13 protein-coding genes and 1 pseudogene are annotated in these 18065 nt (G+C 44.7%); 7 read left to right on the top strand and 7 right to left on the bottom strand.

From position 1 onward, the window contains the following. The first annotated feature begins 211 nt into the window (after positions 1-211). Together RH949_RS28335 and RH949_RS28330 are read left to right on the top strand one after the other, a co-directional pair. A complete protein-coding gene (locus RH949_RS28335; RefSeq protein ID WP_446357875.1) occupies positions 212-1171 on the top strand; it encodes a hypothetical protein in 960 nt (319 codons plus the stop codon). A gap of 17 nt (positions 1172-1188) precedes the next feature. Continuing rightward, the gene (locus RH949_RS28330; protein WP_446357873.1) at positions 1189-2121 is read left to right on the top strand and encodes a polysaccharide pyruvyl transferase family protein; all 933 of its coding nucleotides are present in this window, start codon (positions 1189-1191) and stop codon (positions 2119-2121) included. 108 nt (positions 2122-2229) lie between these two features. Here the strand turns inward: RH949_RS28330 and RH949_RS28325 are convergent, their stop codons facing one another. Further along, positions 2230-4674 (bottom strand): GH116 family glycosyl hydrolase, encoded by a 2445-nt coding sequence (locus RH949_RS28325; protein WP_446357871.1) that lies wholly within the window; start codon positions 4672-4674, stop codon positions 2230-2232. Between the two features lie 196 nt (positions 4675-4870). Here RH949_RS28325 and RH949_RS28320 point away from each other — a divergent pair, with 196 nt between their 5' ends. From RH949_RS28320 to RH949_RS28310, 3 genes and pseudogenes are all read left to right on the top strand, one after another. Continuing rightward, positions 4871-5470: a Uma2 family endonuclease gene (locus tag RH949_RS28320; RefSeq protein ID WP_446357869.1), complete on the top strand. Its 600-nt coding sequence runs from the start codon at positions 4871-4873 to the stop codon at positions 5468-5470. A gap of 123 nt (positions 5471-5593) precedes the next feature. Further along, positions 5594-5767: pseudogene (locus RH949_RS28315) on the top strand (glycosyltransferase family 2 protein); the annotation flags it as partial. A 14-nt stretch (positions 5768-5781) separates the two neighbouring features. Continuing rightward, complete coding sequence (locus tag RH949_RS28310) at positions 5782-7059, top strand: TIGR03032 family protein (RefSeq protein WP_446357867.1); 1278 nt, start codon at positions 5782-5784, stop codon at positions 7057-7059. Positions 7060-7123: 64 nt separating this feature from the next. Here the strand turns inward: RH949_RS28310 and RH949_RS28305 are convergent, their stop codons facing one another. The 3 genes from RH949_RS28305 to RH949_RS28295 form a co-directional block, all read right to left on the bottom strand. Further along, positions 7124-8758: a choice-of-anchor Q domain-containing protein gene (locus RH949_RS28305; protein WP_446357865.1), complete on the bottom strand. Its 1635-nt coding sequence runs from the start codon at positions 8756-8758 to the stop codon at positions 7124-7126. A gap of 646 nt (positions 8759-9404) precedes the next feature. Continuing rightward, positions 9405-9572 (bottom strand): hypothetical protein, encoded by a 168-nt coding sequence (locus RH949_RS28300; RefSeq protein WP_446357863.1) that lies wholly within the window; start codon positions 9570-9572, stop codon positions 9405-9407. Between the two features lie 55 nt (positions 9573-9627). After that, positions 9628-10191: a Uma2 family endonuclease gene (locus RH949_RS28295; protein WP_006098683.1), complete on the bottom strand. Its 564-nt coding sequence runs from the start codon at positions 10189-10191 to the stop codon at positions 9628-9630. 773 nt (positions 10192-10964) lie between these two features. Between RH949_RS28295 and RH949_RS28290 the strand changes: the two genes are divergently transcribed. Both RH949_RS28290 and RH949_RS28285 read left to right on the top strand, forming a co-directional pair. Then, positions 10965-14948 (top strand): magnesium chelatase subunit H, encoded by a 3984-nt coding sequence (locus RH949_RS28290; RefSeq protein ID WP_446357861.1) that lies wholly within the window; start codon positions 10965-10967, stop codon positions 14946-14948. Between the two features lie 79 nt (positions 14949-15027). Then, complete coding sequence (locus tag RH949_RS28285; protein ID WP_446357859.1) at positions 15028-15603, top strand: Uma2 family endonuclease; 576 nt, start codon at positions 15028-15030, stop codon at positions 15601-15603. 227 nt (positions 15604-15830) lie between these two features. Here RH949_RS28285 and RH949_RS28280 read toward each other — a convergent pair whose 3' ends face one another. The 3 genes from RH949_RS28280 to RH949_RS28270 form a co-directional block, all read right to left on the bottom strand. Further along, entirely contained in the window at positions 15831-16526 is a 696-nt protein-coding gene (locus RH949_RS28280; protein WP_446357857.1) for an MAE_28990/MAE_18760 family HEPN-like nuclease, read from the bottom strand. Further along, entirely contained in the window at positions 16523-17644 is a 1122-nt protein-coding gene (locus RH949_RS28275; RefSeq protein ID WP_446357855.1) for a DUF262 domain-containing protein, read from the bottom strand. Before RH949_RS28275 ends, RH949_RS28280 begins: the two co-directional genes overlap by 4 nt. Positions 17645-17707: 63 nt before the next feature. Beyond that, positions 17708-17965, bottom strand: a complete 258-nt coding sequence (locus RH949_RS28270; RefSeq protein ID WP_446357853.1) for a type II toxin-antitoxin system ParD family antitoxin — start codon at positions 17963-17965, stop codon at positions 17708-17710. Positions 17966-18065: the final 100 nt, after the last annotated feature.

Raw genomic sequence — 18065 nt, 5'->3', positions numbered from 1 at the left:
AAGGCAAAATCTAGGGATGGGCAATCCCGAAGTAACGCTACAGGAGTTGGAGCCTCTACGCTACTTGGCGCAAGCCTGGTAGAGCAAGTTCTGACGATGAATGTAGAATCCCACGCGCTTTAAGCCGTGGGAGTGTCAATTCTATATCCCCCAACCCTATTGGCAGGATAATTTCCCCGATCGCGCGGATGAAAATTGGCAGGGATTTGGTTTGGGTATTTATGCTTGGACTCTACAAACTTACCTACGTCTCAAAGCGGATGGGTTTCCCTGTGAATTAGTTCAGGAATTCCCCGATGCAGGAATTGTTCTCATCCATCGCAATGCCTTAAGAACCCATAATGATACCCTGAAACCGGGACGAAATGTCCTCCTGATCTGCCTCAAAGCCGAACTGAGACAATACCCTTATGCTCAACTCCATCTTGTCCAAAATCCCCTGGAGACTCAAATAACGACAAACAGCTATTATATCCCCCATTGGACTCAACCGGGCTTAATTCCACGAGATCCAGCACGAGGCGATCGCGTGGAAACTGTTGCCTTTTTCGGACATGAGATGAACCTCGCCCCCGAATTACTCCACCCCGCTTGGCAAAAACACCTTGATACCCTGGGTTTACAATGGCAACCCATGATTAACCGTAATCACTGGAGTAACTATCATGATATTCATCCCCAATCCCATGATTACAGTCAAGTCGATGTAATTGTCGCCGTGCGTCGGTTTAATCACCGCCCTAATATCCCACGTCACCCCTACCTGCACAAACCCGCAACTAAACTTTATAATGCTTGGCTAGCCGGAGTTCCAGCAGTTTTGGGGGTTGAATCTGCCTATCAAGCGGAACGCACCTCACCCCAAGACTATCTGGAAGTCACCTCTTTAGAAGAAACCCTTTCGGCTTTGAAACAATTAAAAGGCGATCGCAGGTTGTATCAGGCGATGGTGAACCAGGGAAAATGTCGCGCTGCTACAGTAAACCCTTCAGCAACTACGGCAAAGTGGCGCAAGTTTCTGACTGATATAGCCATTCCCGCTTACTATCGTTGGTGCAATCAATCTCGGTTCTCTCAACACCTCAGTTTCCAACGCAACGCCCTAATTTTTAACCTGGAACGAGTCAATCAGAAGATACTGAATAAAGTACAAATGACAAATGAAAAATGACAAATGACTAATAACCAATGACCAAACTCTTTTATTACCACCGTCGAGATCGCTTAAACAACTTTGGTGATGCGCTCAATCCCTGGTTATGGCATCAATTGCTGCCGGATTTCTTTGATCAGGATGAAACAACCATTTTTGTGGGAATTGGCACATTACTCAATAGTCTACTCCCCCATCGCCTCCCCAAAGCGAATCAGGTGATTATTTTTAGTTCAGGTGTTGGGTATGAAAAACCTCTCTCTGTAATTCCAGCATCATGGAAAATTTACTCTGTTCGAGGACCATTATCCGCTCAATCTCTAGGTTTACCCGCTAATTTAGCGGTAGCCGATGGTGCTATTTTAATCAAACGCCTCTTTAAAGGTACGGGAAATAAAACCCATCGCTTTGGGTTTATCCCCCATATCCATCATGCAACTTATGCAGATACAACGTGGCAATCAATCTGCTCAGATATTGGATTTAAGTATATCGATCCCCGTGACTCAGTGGCGCAAATTTTGTCAGATATTGACCACACCCAAGTGCTATTAGCCGAAGCCATGCATGGTGCGATCGCGGCGGATGCGCTACGAGTTCCCTGGATTCCAGTACATACTAGCGCCAGAATTCTTGCCTTCAAATGGCAGGATTGGTGTGCATCCATGAATGTGGAGTATCACCCCTGGTATATTTCCCCATTTCTTCACGCCTATCCACCTGTCGCACGGGGTATTCGTTCCTCCATGAGGGCGACTCGTCATTGGTTCAATTGGCTCAAACAAAATCCCTGGAATGGCTTAAACTATATCGGGGGAGATCAAGAATCAGTTACAATGCAGCTTATCCGTATCGCTCAAACTGCCCAGCCAAGGTTAAGCGATGAGCAGCAACTTGAACAACGTATTACGGAATTAGAAGAAAAATTACATCAATTAAGCAATGAGTGTGGCAAGCCCCTTGGTTAAGCTGTTTGGCATTTAAACCGTAATATCAAGAATGGGGAAATTTTTGTAGTGTGAGCATCTTGCTCACTACCTATACCCAATTTAAATACATGACAGCTTACCAAGCCCCTAGGATTGACTCAACGTCAAATAAACTGCCCAAATTGCCATCGCCCGCAAATAATAACCTGCCCGAAATGTGCCAACAGGTGTAATCGCTTCTGGGGTGCGGAATTGTAACCCATTTTCATACACCTGTCGCACCACTGATTCTGTCACCTTTAACGCTTCATCCTTCATCCCCAATTGAATTAAAAATGCCGCTAGTCCAAAATTAATCCCTGTCCACACTTCTAGGGGATGCGTCGCATCGGGATGTTCGGGAGAACCATCGGGTTTTACACCATTGGCTGCACCAAATTGGGCATTATGGAACTTTAAGAAACAAGACTCGTACACCGTTTTTAATGCCGATTGGGTGCATTCTGGCGGAACAATATCTGGTAATCCTAATAACTGGGCATAGAATTGACCACAAAGTTGATCTGCCATCACCACATCGGAATCACTGTCGCTATCCAGGCGATAATATTGACCATTCCAGAGTTTTTCTTGATAAATGGGTTGTGCCTGTTGTAGCCATTGCTGATAGTCGTTTAGGGTTTGTTGAATCACCTCTGGCTCAGGTAAATCAATGGAAAAAACCAGGGTATAATTGTCCAGGAGAATTTGAGCGATCGCGCTTGCTGCTTCTAAGGCGGCTAACCATAACCCACCACAGTAAGCACTAACGCCCTGCAACTGCCAATCATCAAAGGTTTGATCCGGTGCGCCTGAGTTTTCTGGAATCCCATCCCCATCGTGATCAAAGGTTTTCAGATACGCCAGCGCCCTGACAATAGCTGACCAACATTCGGCTAAAAATTCAATATCCTTTGACCCTGTAAATACAAAGGTTCGATACACTTGCAAGACAAAATCACAGGGTAAATCTTTCCACTGATTGCAATCTTGATAACTGGTATAATTAGTTTTCTCCCAAGGATGTTCATTGGCTGCGCCTAAATCATGGGGTGTGGCATCAGCGGCTTTACGAATGGCTGTGGCTTGGTTGTAGCCAATAATTCGAGGCGTATCATCACTCGTGGGAATTGCCCGGGCAAAGGCTTCCAGTACCGCTTTATCCAATCTTGACCACAGCATTGCGATGGCAAAAGACCCATACAGGCGCACATCTAAACTTTCGTACCAACGATAATCAAAAGATTCCAAAACCCCGAACTTACCCACAGGATCACGTTCATTTGCCGAACTCCAAATTGTCCCCCCAGCCGATAACAAATACAGTTCATTAAACAGCGCCATCTTAAACCAATTGGGTAAATCTTGACGTTGTAAAATTGGATTTTGCCAAGATGAAATTCTCTCTTGCCAAAGGTCAGAATGTTTAAGGGCGGTGCGAACCATTGACCAGGCATTATTCCCGGTGCGTCCAAAGAAATCCGTATAACGGCGGTAATATTTAACCCCAGAAGCAAACTCAGTTACCGGAAAATCCCAGGCGAGGATAAACGGGATTTTGCGGGTTCTTCCAGGGCGCAGTCTTACCCGTACCGCGATCGCACCTGCAATTTGTTCTCCGGGTTCAGCGGGGGTTTCGTCTTGCACATCACTGAGACTCCCGTCACTGGCAAACGTATTCCACACCTCTGATCCATCGCCTGTGGGATTCCAACGGCAGTGATAAAATACCTCCTGACTGGGATTCGTCACCGTGGCAAAACAGAGTTGTCCTTCGCCTTCTTCAATTTCATCCCGCAACCTCACCCGATCTAACAGACAACCCACGCGGAAATTATCCACAATCCATTGATTATAATTCCCGGTGCTATTGCCCCAACGGGGTTGATACTCGTAAACTGGACTCCCATCATCCCGTACCTGAACCTGGGGATGCTTAATCGCGTTGGTAAACCAGCCCACCATATTCTGCCAGGTGAGCATAATACTTAAAGTAATCGGCTGATCTGTGGGATTATGGGCAGTCCATTCAAACACCGCCACCGGATAACTACTTTCCTGATAACAATCTGCCCAAATTGGGGAAAACTGTTGGCAGGTTAATTCCGTTTGAAAAACATTCTCATAGACAAACCAACTCCGGGGATAAAGGGCGTGATAGGTTCCTGTTGGTAGAGACGTTGCATGCAACGTCTCTACATTAGGCGACGTAGGATACCATTGCCATTTGCCCAGGCTGCCATCTTCTGGGGGTTCGGTACAAAGGGCATAAGCTTGGGCGTCTTGGTTTTCTGGCTGTTCAAAGACGCTAAACTGACAAGCTGGCAGACGTTTGAATGTATGTTCTCCCCCATCCAGATGCCATAGATTAAAGTCTCCCCGTGATGATCGCCCCAAACAACCTGCGCCAAACCCACCCAGGGGCATACCATGCCAGGGTCCATCATCCAGATTACTGGCATAGCGTACAGTATAGGGATTCTCCCAGCCCTGTCCAATCGGACGGTGCCAGGTACTCTCAGGAATCGTTGGGCGCGGTGATTGATAGATCATGCTTTAGATCTTACGGCTTAGTGGGTCGCTTGCACTATTCTGGAGCAATTGAAAATCCATAGCATCGTTCAGTGAAGGTTTTGGAGCCGTTCTTTGTCCTGATGCGTCAGCGCGATCGCGAACAGGTGAACGAAAATTCAGCTAAACTACAGTCAGAAACAAAAGTGTGTCTAGTTTCTAAGCATACAGTTTAACCATGCTACTCCTCAACCCAATAACCTTCCAACCGACCGAAGAACAACGTATAATTCTTGATGGCATAACCTGGCAACACTATATCAATCTTGCTGATATGTTTGTCGATACCTTGCCTCGCCTGACTTACCTGGAAGGCAAACTAGAAATTATTATGACGACTTCCCGCGAACACGAACGTCTCAAGAAAATTATTGCTCGATTAATTGAAACCTATGCCGAAACAAAAGATATTGAACTCAACGGTTATGGTAATACCACTTTCCGTAGAGAAGCCGCCGCCAGAGGTGCAGAACCCGATGAATGTTATTGCTTGGGTGCACTGGGAGAGGTTCCTGATATCGCCATAGAAATTACTCTCACCAGTGGTGGAATTGACAAACTTGAACTCTACCGAGGGTTGGGTGTAAGAGAAGTTTGGTTTTGGCAAAATAATCAGTTATCGTTTCAGATTTTACAACTAGAGACAGCAACCTATCAACAACGCGATCGCTCTGTTCTCCTCCCCGATTTAGATCCCGTGTTGTTCGTGAGTTACGTCAATTATTCTAACCAAACCCAAGCCGTCAGAGCATATCGACAAGCCTTAGAGAATTCTTAGGAGTGATATCTTCCTGTGGTAGAGTTTAGACTAACCCCTAATAACAGATGCCTGAGAACCTAAGAGTCTGAGAGCTACATCTCTATCGCAGGTGTACCCACAAAACTGACATTTGTGTACCCGCTGTTTCAGAAAAAGAAGGTCTGGTTTACAGATTATGGTCACACCGAGCGAGAAGTCTGTAACGGTTCCACAGGTTTCCTCAACGAAACCTATCCTCACTATACCTGTTCAAAAGGCTTGACGCGCTGGATTGACAAGCATAATCGCTACTCCACAAATGAGGCGGCTGAAACAACGTCCTAATCGATATGTCTATTGCTATATATGCTCAAATGGTAAATATTGATGTTCCAATTGAGTGTTTCCTACTTCAGATGACGAACTCTCCCCAGCACCAGCAAAAGGGCGACCCCATGCGGAGCGTCCATACCACGAACTTCCCCCAAATCCTCACCCAACTGGGGATTTCCTTAGTGGTTTCCACTTACCAAGCAGGTAAGTTAATCGTCCTCCGTGCTGATGGAGAACATATTAATACTCACTTCCGCGTCTTCCAAAAACCCATGGGTTTAGCCGCTGACCGAGGTAGAATCGCTATTGGTACAGCCAACCAAGTTTGCGAACTCCGCAATGTGCCAGCCGTTGCTCATAAATTAGAACCTATCGGTAAACACGACGCTTGCTATCTGCCCCGCAATTCTCATATTACTGGGGATATTGATATCCATGAAATGGCATGGGCGCAACAAGAACTCTGGTTTATCAATACCCGTTTTTCTTGTCTATGTACTCTAGATTTTGACCACAGTTTTGTCCCCCGTTGGCGACCTAATTTTATCAGCGCCTTGTCACCAGAAGACCGTTGTCATCTCAATGGTTTAGGTATGGTAAATAATTACCCCAAGTATGTCACCGCATTGGGAACAACCGATAGTCAAGGTGGCTGGCGAGAAAATAAGGCTTATGGGGGTGTATTGATGGATGTAGAGACAAATCAGGTAATTGTACCGAGATTATCAATGCCTCACTCACCCCGTTGGTATCAAAATCGTCTCTGGGTATTGGAATCAGGAAATGGTTCTCTAGCAACGGTTGATTTGGCGTCTGGGAAATGTGAGACAGTGACTCAGCTTCCTGGTTTTACCCGGGGTATAGACTTCTGGGGTTCCTTGGCGTTTATTGGTCTTTCTCAAGTGCGGGAGACAGCAGTATTTAGTGGTATTCCCTTGACTGAAAGGCTCTCCGAACGCATCTGTGGGGTTTGGGTGGTCAATATTGAAACAGGACAAACTGTGGCGTTTTTGCAGTTTGAAGAGGCGGTGCAGGAAATTTTTGCGGTTCAGGTATTACCGGGGATTCGGTTTCCTGAGATTATCGATTGGGATGAACAATTGATTGCCACATCCTATGTTTTGCCTGATGCAGCCTTGGTAGATGTTCCTGATGGACAAAAGCAGTTAGTTACAGAAACAAGTACCTCTCAACGACAGGTGAAATCAGATATAACTCAATTGTCTAACTCTCCATCTCCGAAAAAGTCAGGGAAACCGAAGCGAAAAAAACATGGATTTGGTATCAACCACTAATTCACATCTTGCACCCACAAACTGTAGGGACACCATCCTTGCGCCCCAAAATACGAAATAAGCGTCACGATTTATTTTGCCGTTTGCGCCTCAGTAGTGAACCCGTTCCCAGAATCACTAGACCAATGAAACCAAAGATTGACGAGGGTTCAGGAACAGACGTTGATGGTGATGGCTGTACCTCAAATGCGCCAATGTCAGTTTGACTGCCCAAAGTCCGATTAAAGCCAGAACCCCGTTGGTCAGTGAGTAGTCCGAGTGGGTTACTGCCTGCATCAATAGCAGGACTACCGGGGAGAAGAGCATGAGTTTCGGTAAAACCGCCATTATTTTGCAACGGACCGAGTAGAGGGTCAATGCCAATTAAGTTGTTGCCACCGGAGGTGAAACCACCAGAAATGTCATCGGCATCCGTGTTGCCTGCAACAATGCTACTGGTAATTGTAATAGTATTGGTGTTAACGATGCCGCTACCTACGCCGATGCCACTAGAGTAGTAGTAGCAGGTGAAGCCGTAGCCACTACCACCTTTTGCTGTATTACCAGTAATGGTGCTGTTGGTCAGTGTTCCGCTGCCCCAGATGCCGCCGCCGTTGCCGTTGCCAGAGTTGCCATAGTTGCAGTTGCCACCCTTAGCTGTGTTACCGCTGATAGTGCTGTTAATTACTGTCACTTGACCCGATATACCGCCGCCGTAGCCGTTAGCAGCACCAGAGAATCCGTCGCCGCCTTTTGCTGTGTTGCTACTGATAGTGCTGTCAATTACCGTCACGTCACCCGATATGCCACCACCGTAGCTGTTACCAGCGTTGCCCAAGACAGCGGAGCCGCCTTCTACCCTGTTATCAGTGATAGTACTGTTAGTTACTACCAAGTCACCAGAAGTATTCACGATGCCACCACCATCAGCGGTGCCACCGCGTCCGAAGCCAACGCCACCGAATGCTCCGTTGCCACTTACGGTGCTGCTGTTGAGAGTCACATCGCCGGAGCGATTAAAAATGCCGCCACCGTTACCAGTGCCGCTGGTGTATTCGCTATAGCCACCAAATGCTCTGTTGCCGCTGATAATACTATTGTTTACCTCCAGACTGCCGGAGCTGTTAAAAATGCCGCCACCATTACCGTTACCGGGATTGGGTTTAAATGAATCACCACCATATACGGTGTTATCACGGATGATGCTATTGGTTATTGTTAATTCGCCAGAATTATAGATGCCACCACCACTACCATCGCCAGCATCGGTGTAGTAGCCAAAGCCAAAGTTGTCATAGTAGTTGTAATAGTAGTTGTAGACACTATCACTACCTTCTACCCGATTGCCACTAATCGTGCTGTTGACTATCTTTAAATCACCCGCACGATTAAAAATACCACCACCCGAACTTGTGGATTTGCCATTAGTCACAGTCAAACCGGAGATAAGAACATCAAGGATGTTGCTGCCTCTATCATCGATATTAAAGATACGAGAGTTGTTATTCCCGCTAACCGTCAACAGATTAGCCCCTGGTCCGAGAATATTTAACGAGTCGGCAATATTAAGCGCTCCACTGGTGAGGGTGATGGTACTCGGAACACCACCTGTGTCAAAGATAATCTCATCCATACCTGCTTGGGTATTGGCATTGAAGATTGCCTGACGAAAGCTGCCTGTCCCTGAGTCAAAAAGATTGCTAACTGTGAAAGTAGCCATTCTCGTATTCCTTAAAGCCTGTTGAAAAAGTTTATAATCCGGTTTCCCTCCGCAGTAAGCGTACTATTGATTTTGAAAGTAAGGAGCAAACAAAAAATTATCTTCATGAAATCTTTAAAAAGTTAATATTGTAAATATTTATAGACGTAAACACTTATTAAGTTGTAAACTTAACGTAACAAACGCCATAAAGCTCTGCTGGATTGAGAATTAACTTACATTGTTTGATTTTAATTTAGCTATATAATGATTTGTTTAAGTTTTGCTGACATAGTAGTGTCTGGTAGTAACGTAAATACGTTCGACTTATCAGTAAAACTTATAATAGTTCTCCGAACCTGGAGAGGATGTCACTTCACATAAGCTTTATCTAAACTTCATATAAGCTTTAAGCTTTAGATTTATGGCATTAGACACATCGATTAGAACAAACACACTCTCTCTTTGCGTTCCGGTGGAACGTCTCTACGAATCCCATAGCGCTCTATTGTCACTTTGGTAAAAGAACTATCAAATGGCTGTCTGAAGAGTGCGATCGCACTTATTTTAAGAGTTATAACAGCCGTTGTAATTCTCTACAAGCTGCCTGAAGTGATGCAGGTGCGTTGTCTGGTAAATTCTGAGAACGGCATTGTTCTGCCAGATTTTATACAGATGGTTTACAAGCCGCTTCCTTCTGGTATTTTGAATACTCTGTCTCCTCATCCACGGTTTCTCCCTGTAAAAAGTGTATCCAAGTCTCAATATTACGTTTTAGACTTATGGCAGTAGACACATCGATTAGGACTTTCCACACTCTTTGGAGACGTTCCACCGGAGGAGTCTCTACAAATCCATAGTATTCTAACCGTCTTAGCCGTTGCGATAACTTAACTCAACTCTAAACGAAACCCTGGCAAAACATCCTCCCCTGACAATACCACAGGCATCCCCAGCACCTCCACCTTTTGCCCCTGGCGATAAATTTCCACCTGTTTCTCTTTGGCATTAATCAACCAACCCAACTGCAACCCACTCGCTAAATACTCCTGCATCTTATTCTGTAGCGGCTTTAATCTATCCGTGCGAGAACGTAGTTCAATCAAAAAATCCGGGCAAATCGGTGGAAACCCCTCTCGTTCCTCCTGGGTTAACTCCTCCCACCTTTGCAACTCAACCCAAGCGACATCGGGAGCTCGATCGCCACCTCCGGGTAAACTAAATACAGTCTGAGAGCTAAACACCACTCCTAACTGAGTTTCTTCATTCCAGATTACAACTTTTGCAATCAAACTCGCTTCTTGGCTGCCACTTTCACCACCGATAGGTGTCACAATAATCAATTCTCCATTCGCTGAACGTTCAAGCTGTAAATCTGGATTCGCCTGACACAATTGAACAAACTGTTCTGATGTCAGAGTGGTAATTGGCTCTAAATTCAGTGCCGTTGTCATCGCATTATCTCCTTATCTGGGCAGATATAACCCAGATCACTCAACAACTCACTTGTTAACTTGTCCAAACTTAATATCGGCATTCTTCATCAGTTATACCCTATCTATGGCTGTCTGCCTTTGCGATCGCACTTATTGCTTTAAGAGCCGTGAACTCAAGTTCCGGCTTAAAGCTAAAACCCGTTTAAACGGGTTAAAACGTCTAGTCAGCTTGAGCTGACTTTAGCTATTAGCCGGAAATTTATTTCCCGGCTGACCTTTGTTTGTGTAGCTGCGACTTTCTCCTCGCCATGGCAAAAAGGGATTTACTCCTCCAGTGGAACGTCTGGGAGTCGGGGCTGTACGGATCAGTACCCCCGCTTACATAGATGTGCGATCGCATCTAGCGAAGATAGCGCAACGACTAACCTCGCTGGGGATTCTGTGTTTTTGTGTCCCTGTTTACCAGAATTGCCAATATTATGTACCTACATGTACCCCAGTTACTCTAGAACAGTATAATTTTGCCCAGATTGAGTTAAGTGTAAATTTTTGTGAATAATATTTAGAGCGAATACTTTAGTAAATGTAAATAAATGTAAAGTAAAGTGAGCAACTTCCTATCGAATTGTGTCAAACGCGGGCGAAAACGCTGCATCGGTCAGCATTTTCTGGTAAAACCACTAAAGTTGCCCTAACTGTAACGCCAAGCCGATTCCAAGGGAAGCCAAGCCAACCTTCCCTGGAACCCTATCAATGAGAAGAGAACACGCATCAAAAGGAGCGAGAACAGTATGTTCACTCACGTCAAGTCCACCATTCGTCACATCACCCCCGATGACCCCAAGAATCGTCATGTACTGAAGGTGGTCTATGTCGTGCTAGAGCCACAGTACCAAAGTGCCTTATCTGCGGCGGTTCGTTCAATTAATCAAAATCAGCCGGATATCGCCATTGAAATCAGTGGCTACTTAATCGAAGAACTCCGCGACGAACAAAACTATCAGGCATTTGAGCAGGATATTGCCCAAGCGAATATCTTTATCGCCTCGCTGATCTTTATCGAAGACTTAGCGGATAAGGTAGTCGCCGCCGTTCAACCCCATCGCGATCGCTTAGATGCAGCGGTGGTATTCCCCTCAATGCCCCAGGTGATGCGCCTAAACAAATTAGGCAGCTTCTCCATGGCACAACTGGGTCAATCCAAGAGTGCGATCGCCCAGTTTATGAAGAAGCGTAAAGAAAAATCGGGATCATCCTTCCAAGACGGGATGCTGAAGCTATTGCAGACGCTGCCCAAAGTCCTGAAATATATGCCCATCGATAAGGCACAGGATGCCCGCAACTTTATGCTTTCGTTCCAGTATTGGTTAGGAGGTTCCTCCCAGAACCTGGAAAACTTCCTGTTAATGCTGGCAGATAAATATGTGCTTAAGGGAAGAACCCTAGAATTCAAAGATCCGGTGGTTTATCCAGATATGGGCATCTGGCATCCCCTATCGACCAAGATGTTTGAGGATGTCAAAGAGTATCTCACCTGGTATAACAATCGCGACGATATCTCCGAGGATTTAAAAGATCCCTTCGCCCCCTGTGTCGGTTTAGTTCTGCAACGTACCCACCTGGTAACTGGGGATGATGCCCATTATGTGGCAATGGTACAGGAACTGGAAGCCATGGGCGCAAGGGTTCTGCCTGTGTTTGCTGGGGGACTAGATTTCTCCAAACCCGTGGATGCCTTTTTCTATGACACCCCCAGCAGTAAGGGACAAGCCAACGTTACTCTAGTGGATGCGGTAGTGTCTTTGACCGGATTTGCCCTAGTTGGCGGTCCAGCGCGACAAGATCATCCTAAAGCGATCGACTCCTTAAAACGCCTCAACCGTCCCTATATGGTGGCATTACCCTTAGTATTCCAAACCACAGAAGAGTGGGAAGGGAGTGACTTGGGATTGCACCCGATTCAGGTGGCACTGCAAATTGCTATTCCAGAACTCGATGGCGCAATTGAACCGATTATATTATCCGGACGAGATGGCACAACCGGGAAAGCGATCGCGCTTCAGGATCGGATAGAAGCCGTGGCAAATCGGGCGCTGAAATGGGCAAGCCTGCGCCGTAAGCCGAAACTGGATAAGAAGGTGGCGATTACCGTGTTTAGTTTCCCGCCAGATAAAGGGAATGTGGGAACCGCCGCCTATCTGGATGTCTTCGGGTCAATTTATAAAGTCATGGAAGCCCTGAAGCATAACGGCTACGACGTGGAAGACTTACCCGAATCCGCCGAAGCCTTGATGCAACAAGTCATCCACGACGCCCAAGCCCAATATGCAACGCCAGAACTGAATATTGCCTACCGGATGTCCGTGATGGAGTATGAACGGTTTACCCCCTACTCCAACCGTTTAGAAGAAAACTGGGGTCCACCACCAGGACATTTAAATAGTGATGGACAAAACCTACTGATTTATGGTAAGCAATTCGGCAATGTGTTTATTGGCGTCCAGCCCACCTTCGGCTATGAAGGTGATCCCATGCGGCTGCTGTTCTCCCGTTCCGCTAGTCCTCACCACGGATTTGCCGCCTACTACACCTATTTAGAACATCTCTGGCAAGCGGATGCTGTACTGCACTTCGGGACTCACGGTTCCTTAGAATTTATGCCCGGTAAGCAGATGGGGATGTCAGGGGATTGTTACCCAGATAACTTAATTGGTTCAATTCCCAATCTCTACTATTACGCTGCCAATAACCCCAGTGAAGCCACGATCGCCAAGCGGCGCAGTTACGCCGAAACCATTTCCTATCTCACCCCTCCGGCGGAGAATGCGGGGTTATATAAAGGGTTGAAGGAACTGAATGAATTAATTGGGTCTTATCAAACCCTAAAAGACACCGGACGCGGCGTTCCGATTGTGAACACAATTATGGATAAATGCCGCTTGGTGAATCTGGATAAAGATATTACCTTACCGGAAAAAGACGCCAGTGAACTCAACCCAGAAGAACGGGATACCCTAGTGGGGTTAGTCTACAAAAAGCTGATGGAAATTGAGTCGCGGCTATTACCCTGTGGGTTGCATGTGATTGGTAAACCGCCCACCGCTGAGGAAGCGATCGCGACATTAGTTAATATTGCCAGTTTGGATCGTCCAGAGGAAGAGATCCTGAGTCTCCCCCGAATTATCGCCAATAGCCTTAACCGGGATATCGACGAGATTTACCAAAATAACGACCGAGGTGTCTTAGCGGATGTACAGTTACTCCAAGACATCACCCAAGCCACTCGTGCGGCTGTGGCGGCGTTAGTCCAAGCCCAAACCGATGCCGAGGGGCGGGTGTCCAAGGTAACGAGTCTGAATTTCTTTAATATGCGGAAGCGCACCCCTTGGATTGAAGCCCTCATTGATGCGGGGTACTGTCAGATTGACTCTGATGCAATTAAGCCCCTGTTTGAATATCTGGAATTCTGTCTCCAGCAAGTCGTGGCGGATAACGAACTCGGCGCGATGCTGAAAGCCTTAGAAGGGGAATATGTGCTACCCGGACCCGGTGGTGATCCCATCCGCAACCCCGATGTATTACCAACTGGGAAAAATATCCACGCCCTTGACCCCCAATCCATCCCCACTACAGCGGCGGTAAAATCAGCAAAAATTGTCGTAGACCGCTTATTGGCACGACATCGGGCGGAAAATGGCGGAATTTGGCCCGAAACCATTGCCTGTGTCCTTTGGGGAACCGATAATATCAAAACCTACGGGGAATCCCTGGCACAAATTATGTGGATGGTTGGGGTGAAGCCGGTTCCTGATGCGTTGGGGCGAGTGAATAAGTTAGAACTGATTTCCCTGGAGGAATTAGGGCGTCCCCGTGTGGATGTGGTGATTAACTGTTCTGGCGTATTCCGGGATTTGTTTATCAACCAGATGAATCTGTTAGATCAAGCTGTGAAAATGGCGGCTGAGGCGGATGAACCTGAGGAGATGAATTTTGTTCGCAAACACGCGGTAAAACAGGCGGAAGATATGGGGATTAATCTGCGCCAAGCGGCGACGCGGGTGTTCTCTAATGCATCGGGTTCCTATGCGGCGAATGTGAACCTGGCGGTGGAGAATAGTACGTGGGAAAGCGAATCCGAGTTACAGGATATGTACCTAACCCGGAAATCCTTTGCCTTTAGTGCAGATAATCCGGGAACGATGGAACAGAATCGCCAGATTTTCGAGTCGTCATTGAAAACGGCGGAAGCGACGTTCCAAAATCTGGATTCCTCAGAGATTAGTTTGACGGATGTGTCTCACTATTTTGATTCTGATCCGACGAAGGTAGTCTCAACCCTGCGTCAAGATGGGAAAACGCCTGCATCCTATATCGCCGATACGACGACAGCAAACGCCCAGGTAAGGACGTTATCGGAGACGGTGCGTTTAGATGCGCGGACGAAGCTACTCAACCCGAAATGGTATGAGGGAATGCTGAGTCACGGGTATGAAGGCGTGCGAGAACTCTCGAAGCGGTTAGTCAATACGATGGGTTGGAGTGCAACGGCTGGCGCGGTAGATAACTGGGTATACGAGGAAGCCAATGAGACGTTTATCCAGGATGAAGAAATGCGGAAGCGGTTGATGAATTTGAATCCTCATTCCTTCCGCAAGGTGGTGTCCACGTTGTTGGAAGTGAATGGACGCGGGTATTGGGAGACGAGTGAGAGTAATCTGCAAATGTTGCGCGAGTTGTATCAGGAGGTTGAGGATCGGATTGAAGGGATAGAATAGTTCGGTAGATAAAGCCCCTGTAGAGAGATTATCAGTCAAATTTCTACAGGGGTTAAAAAATCTGAAATTCACAATCACCATGACGGCTTTAACCCTCAATCTACACTCGATCATTCAACTAACAGACGAGCAATTTTATCAACTATGTCAGGACAATGAAACGCTCAGATTTGAACGTACTGCTACAGGGGAATTAATTATCATGCCACCTGCTGGGGGAGAAACTAGCAATCGTAATGCCGGACTAACTGCTCAACTATGGATCTGGAATGAGCAAAATAAACTCGGTAAAGTTTTTGATTCTTCTGGCGGTTTTAAACTACCGAATGGAGCGGATCGCTCTCCTGACGCTTCCTGGGTAAAATTGGAACGCTGGAATGCCCTAACTCCTGAGCAGCAAAAGAGATTTCTTCCTCTTTGTCCTGATTTTGTGATTGAGTTACTTTCTCCAAGTGATAGTTTGAAAGACACTCAGGATAAAATGAAAGAATACTTAGAGAATGGTGTCCGCTTAGGTTGGTTAATTAATCGGAAACTGCGGCAAGTTGAAATTTATCGCCCTGGTCAAGAGATTGAAGTGCTTAAATCTCCTTCTACCCTTTCAGGGGAAACAGTATTACCTGGATTTGTCCTGAATCTTGAGTCCATTTGGTAGGATTCAGTCTTTAATTTAAGATTACTTAAAACAAAATCGTTAATCGTGGGTCAGGAAGTTGTACACAATATTTATTAGACTATTTTTTATACATTCCGAGGTTATTCAAAACCCTTGTAAGGTCGAGGAGCGGATTGAATGGATTGAAAATTTGTAATCTAAAACCCCTGTTGTAGAGACGTTACGGTGGAACGTCTCTTATTTATTTAGAGTAGTAGTTGAGAAAATTAAGGAGTTATTCCAGAGGAATCTAAATAGTCCTTATTGGCTAAATATTTTTCTATATTTTGCAATATTTCTCTTAAATAAAAAACTACTTTTCTTTTTATTTCTAACAGCTCATCAGCACTTATATCTTTACCAACGTCCTTAAATGAGTAAAAACCGTGCGCTAAACCATTTCTATTAGTTTTAATCGTTACTAAATCACTACCATTTCCAGTCTTACGAGCATTAGTTGTAGATGAGAAACCATATTCCTTAGCAATAGCCTTAATTTTTTTTGCATCAAGATTACCAGAAAAAAGCTTTTCTTTATCAAAGCTAGCAGATATTATATCAAAAGATATTGATTGTATATTATCTAGCAAATTATCTGGTGAATGATTATTCTTAATATTTTTTATGATAATTTTTTTAAGATAAGGTTTCATTTCATCAAAAGAAATGCCTTCGCTACTCAGTTCATCAAAAATTACCTGAATGGCATTTCTCATTGTAGACTCTATCAAGTTATATAACATTAAAAATCCAGAAGCCTTCAATGTCTTTTCTAAATCAGAATCAATTTTACGGATTTTTTTCTTACCCGGAATACCAATACTTAGTTGAACCGTCTCCTGTTCTAAGTTTTTAATAAACATCAAGTATTTACTGACTTCTTTAGCACGCTCATTGAATTCTTCAAATAATATACTTCTCATGATTTTCCTAAAAGCTGATCACGGACGTATTCAATACGATTAACAACTTTATTGTTAGAGCTACTTGCATTAGATTTAGTATATTTATTAAATTCTTCTGAGTATAAAAATTTTGTTGATTTTGGTACAACATCACCTTGAGCTTCTCTCAACGCCAGGGCTATACCTACAGCTATAGATTCAAACTTAATGCGAGTTGTCGGTTTGTATTCCTTCTTACTTTTTAGAAACACATGAAAAGCATCTGGAAAATATTTGTCTACAACATCCAACATTGAATAAAATTCATTTTTCATTTCTTGGATTTTTTTAGTTCGCTCTTCTTTATTAGGAATTTCAAATTCTTTGTTGCATTTGATTAAGTATTGATCAAGAAAATCATGAACATTACCAGAGAAATCATGATAGTTGTTTAAAAATGCAAAAAAACGCAAGACGTATTCTTGAGGATCACGTCTTTTGATAGATGCCTCAGAAAATGAACATAAATCACGAAACCTTTGATGTTTTGATAATTCTTCTACAAGATCCAGAAATACTCCAGGATGAATACCTCTTCGTTTTTCCATCTCATTGAGTTCGACACTACCTCTATTAATCCTTTCAAATAAATCCCGGCGTACTTCCTCATCAGCTTCTTCAGTCAATTGAATCATCCGAATCGTAGAGCGTTTAAAACGTCTTTGACGCGAAAGGGGTAAATCCGCAAAGGTGAAATCGTTCAAGTTGCTCAACTTTTTAAGATTACTTAGCTCCAGTTCGTTATTGATAAAGTTGGCTAAAGTCCGAATTCTTTGGGTTCCATCTATAATCTCTAAACGTGCATCTTCCTTATCATCCTCAGCAGAACTATCAGCAACAAAAATATAAGGAATAGGTAAACCTAAAAGTACAGATTCAATAAATTTAGACTGATGATCAGGAGACCAAGCCATTTCTCTTTGATAATCTGGAATAAATAATTCATTAGTATCATTCTTTATCCCATCTAAATATTTTTGTACAAGAATTTCAATAGGATATTCGATTGTATTATAATCAACAGTTTTTCTTTTTTCGCGAATTTCAGCTTCTGCTGATTCTTTCCTTTCCTCTGTAATTTCTGTTTTCTTAGACATATTTAATTTTGCTTAAAGGACAGCAATAGGACAAGTAAGAATACTTATGGCTCATCAATTAGCCTAAGTGCGACGCTGTTGCAATTTCTCTTGCAGCCCAATGATAACGGTTTCTGCATCCAACAATTCGCCTCGTTCAGCCTCTTCAACCCCAACCATAATCTCGCGACGTAATTCCTCAAATCGTCCTTTATAAAGATTTTCTCGTTCCTGTAGCAGCTTAATACCAGCCAAGAAGACTTCATCAGTAGAGGCATACTTGCCGCTAGCAACCTGATTGTTGATAAACTGTTCCAGTTCCGGTGGCAATGTAATGGGCATACTAAAATCAGCCTGAGATTAACCTGCTGCTATTGTAGCGCGATCGCATCTATACTTTCCGGAAGTGCGATCGCGCTTGCAGTTGCAGTGTATGCAATCT

The organism is Coleofasciculus sp. A1-SPW-01, from assembly GCF_040217205.1.
Classification (GTDB): domain Bacteria; phylum Cyanobacteriota; class Cyanobacteriia; order Cyanobacteriales; family Coleofasciculaceae; genus Coleofasciculus; species Coleofasciculus chthonoplastes_A.
Note: the sequence above shows the minus strand (reverse complement) of the source record. Positions and strands in the feature narration are given on the sequence as shown.

Bases quoted from the DNA above. Each gene is read 5' to 3' on its own strand.
- RH949_RS28325 (WP_446357871.1), bottom strand. From the start codon at position 4,674: ATGATCTATCAATCACCGCGCCCAACGATTCCTGAGAGTACCTGGCAC.
- RH949_RS28275 (WP_446357855.1), bottom strand. From the start codon at position 17,644: ATGTCTAAGAAAACAGAAATTACAGAGGAAAGGAAAGAATCAGCAGAA.
- RH949_RS28310 (WP_446357867.1), top strand. From the start codon at position 5,782: ATGTCTATTGCTATATATGCTCAAATGGTAAATATTGATGTTCCAATT.
- RH949_RS28270 (WP_446357853.1), bottom strand. From the start codon at position 17,965: ATGCCCATTACATTGCCACCGGAACTGGAACAGTTTATCAACAATCAG.
- RH949_RS28320 (WP_446357869.1), top strand. From the start codon at position 4,871: ATGCTACTCCTCAACCCAATAACCTTCCAACCGACCGAAGAACAACGT.
- RH949_RS28330 (WP_446357873.1), top strand. From the start codon at position 1,189: ATGACCAAACTCTTTTATTACCACCGTCGAGATCGCTTAAACAACTTT.
- RH949_RS28280 (WP_446357857.1), bottom strand. From the start codon at position 16,526: ATGAGAAGTATATTATTTGAAGAATTCAATGAGCGTGCTAAAGAAGTC.
- RH949_RS28295 (WP_006098683.1), bottom strand. From the start codon at position 10,191: ATGACAACGGCACTGAATTTAGAGCCAATTACCACTCTGACATCAGAA.
- RH949_RS28290 (WP_446357861.1), top strand. From the start codon at position 10,965: ATGTTCACTCACGTCAAGTCCACCATTCGTCACATCACCCCCGATGAC.
- RH949_RS28305 (WP_446357865.1), bottom strand. From the start codon at position 8,758: ATGGCTACTTTCACAGTTAGCAATCTTTTTGACTCAGGGACAGGCAGC.
- RH949_RS28285 (WP_446357859.1), top strand. From the start codon at position 15,028: ATGACGGCTTTAACCCTCAATCTACACTCGATCATTCAACTAACAGAC.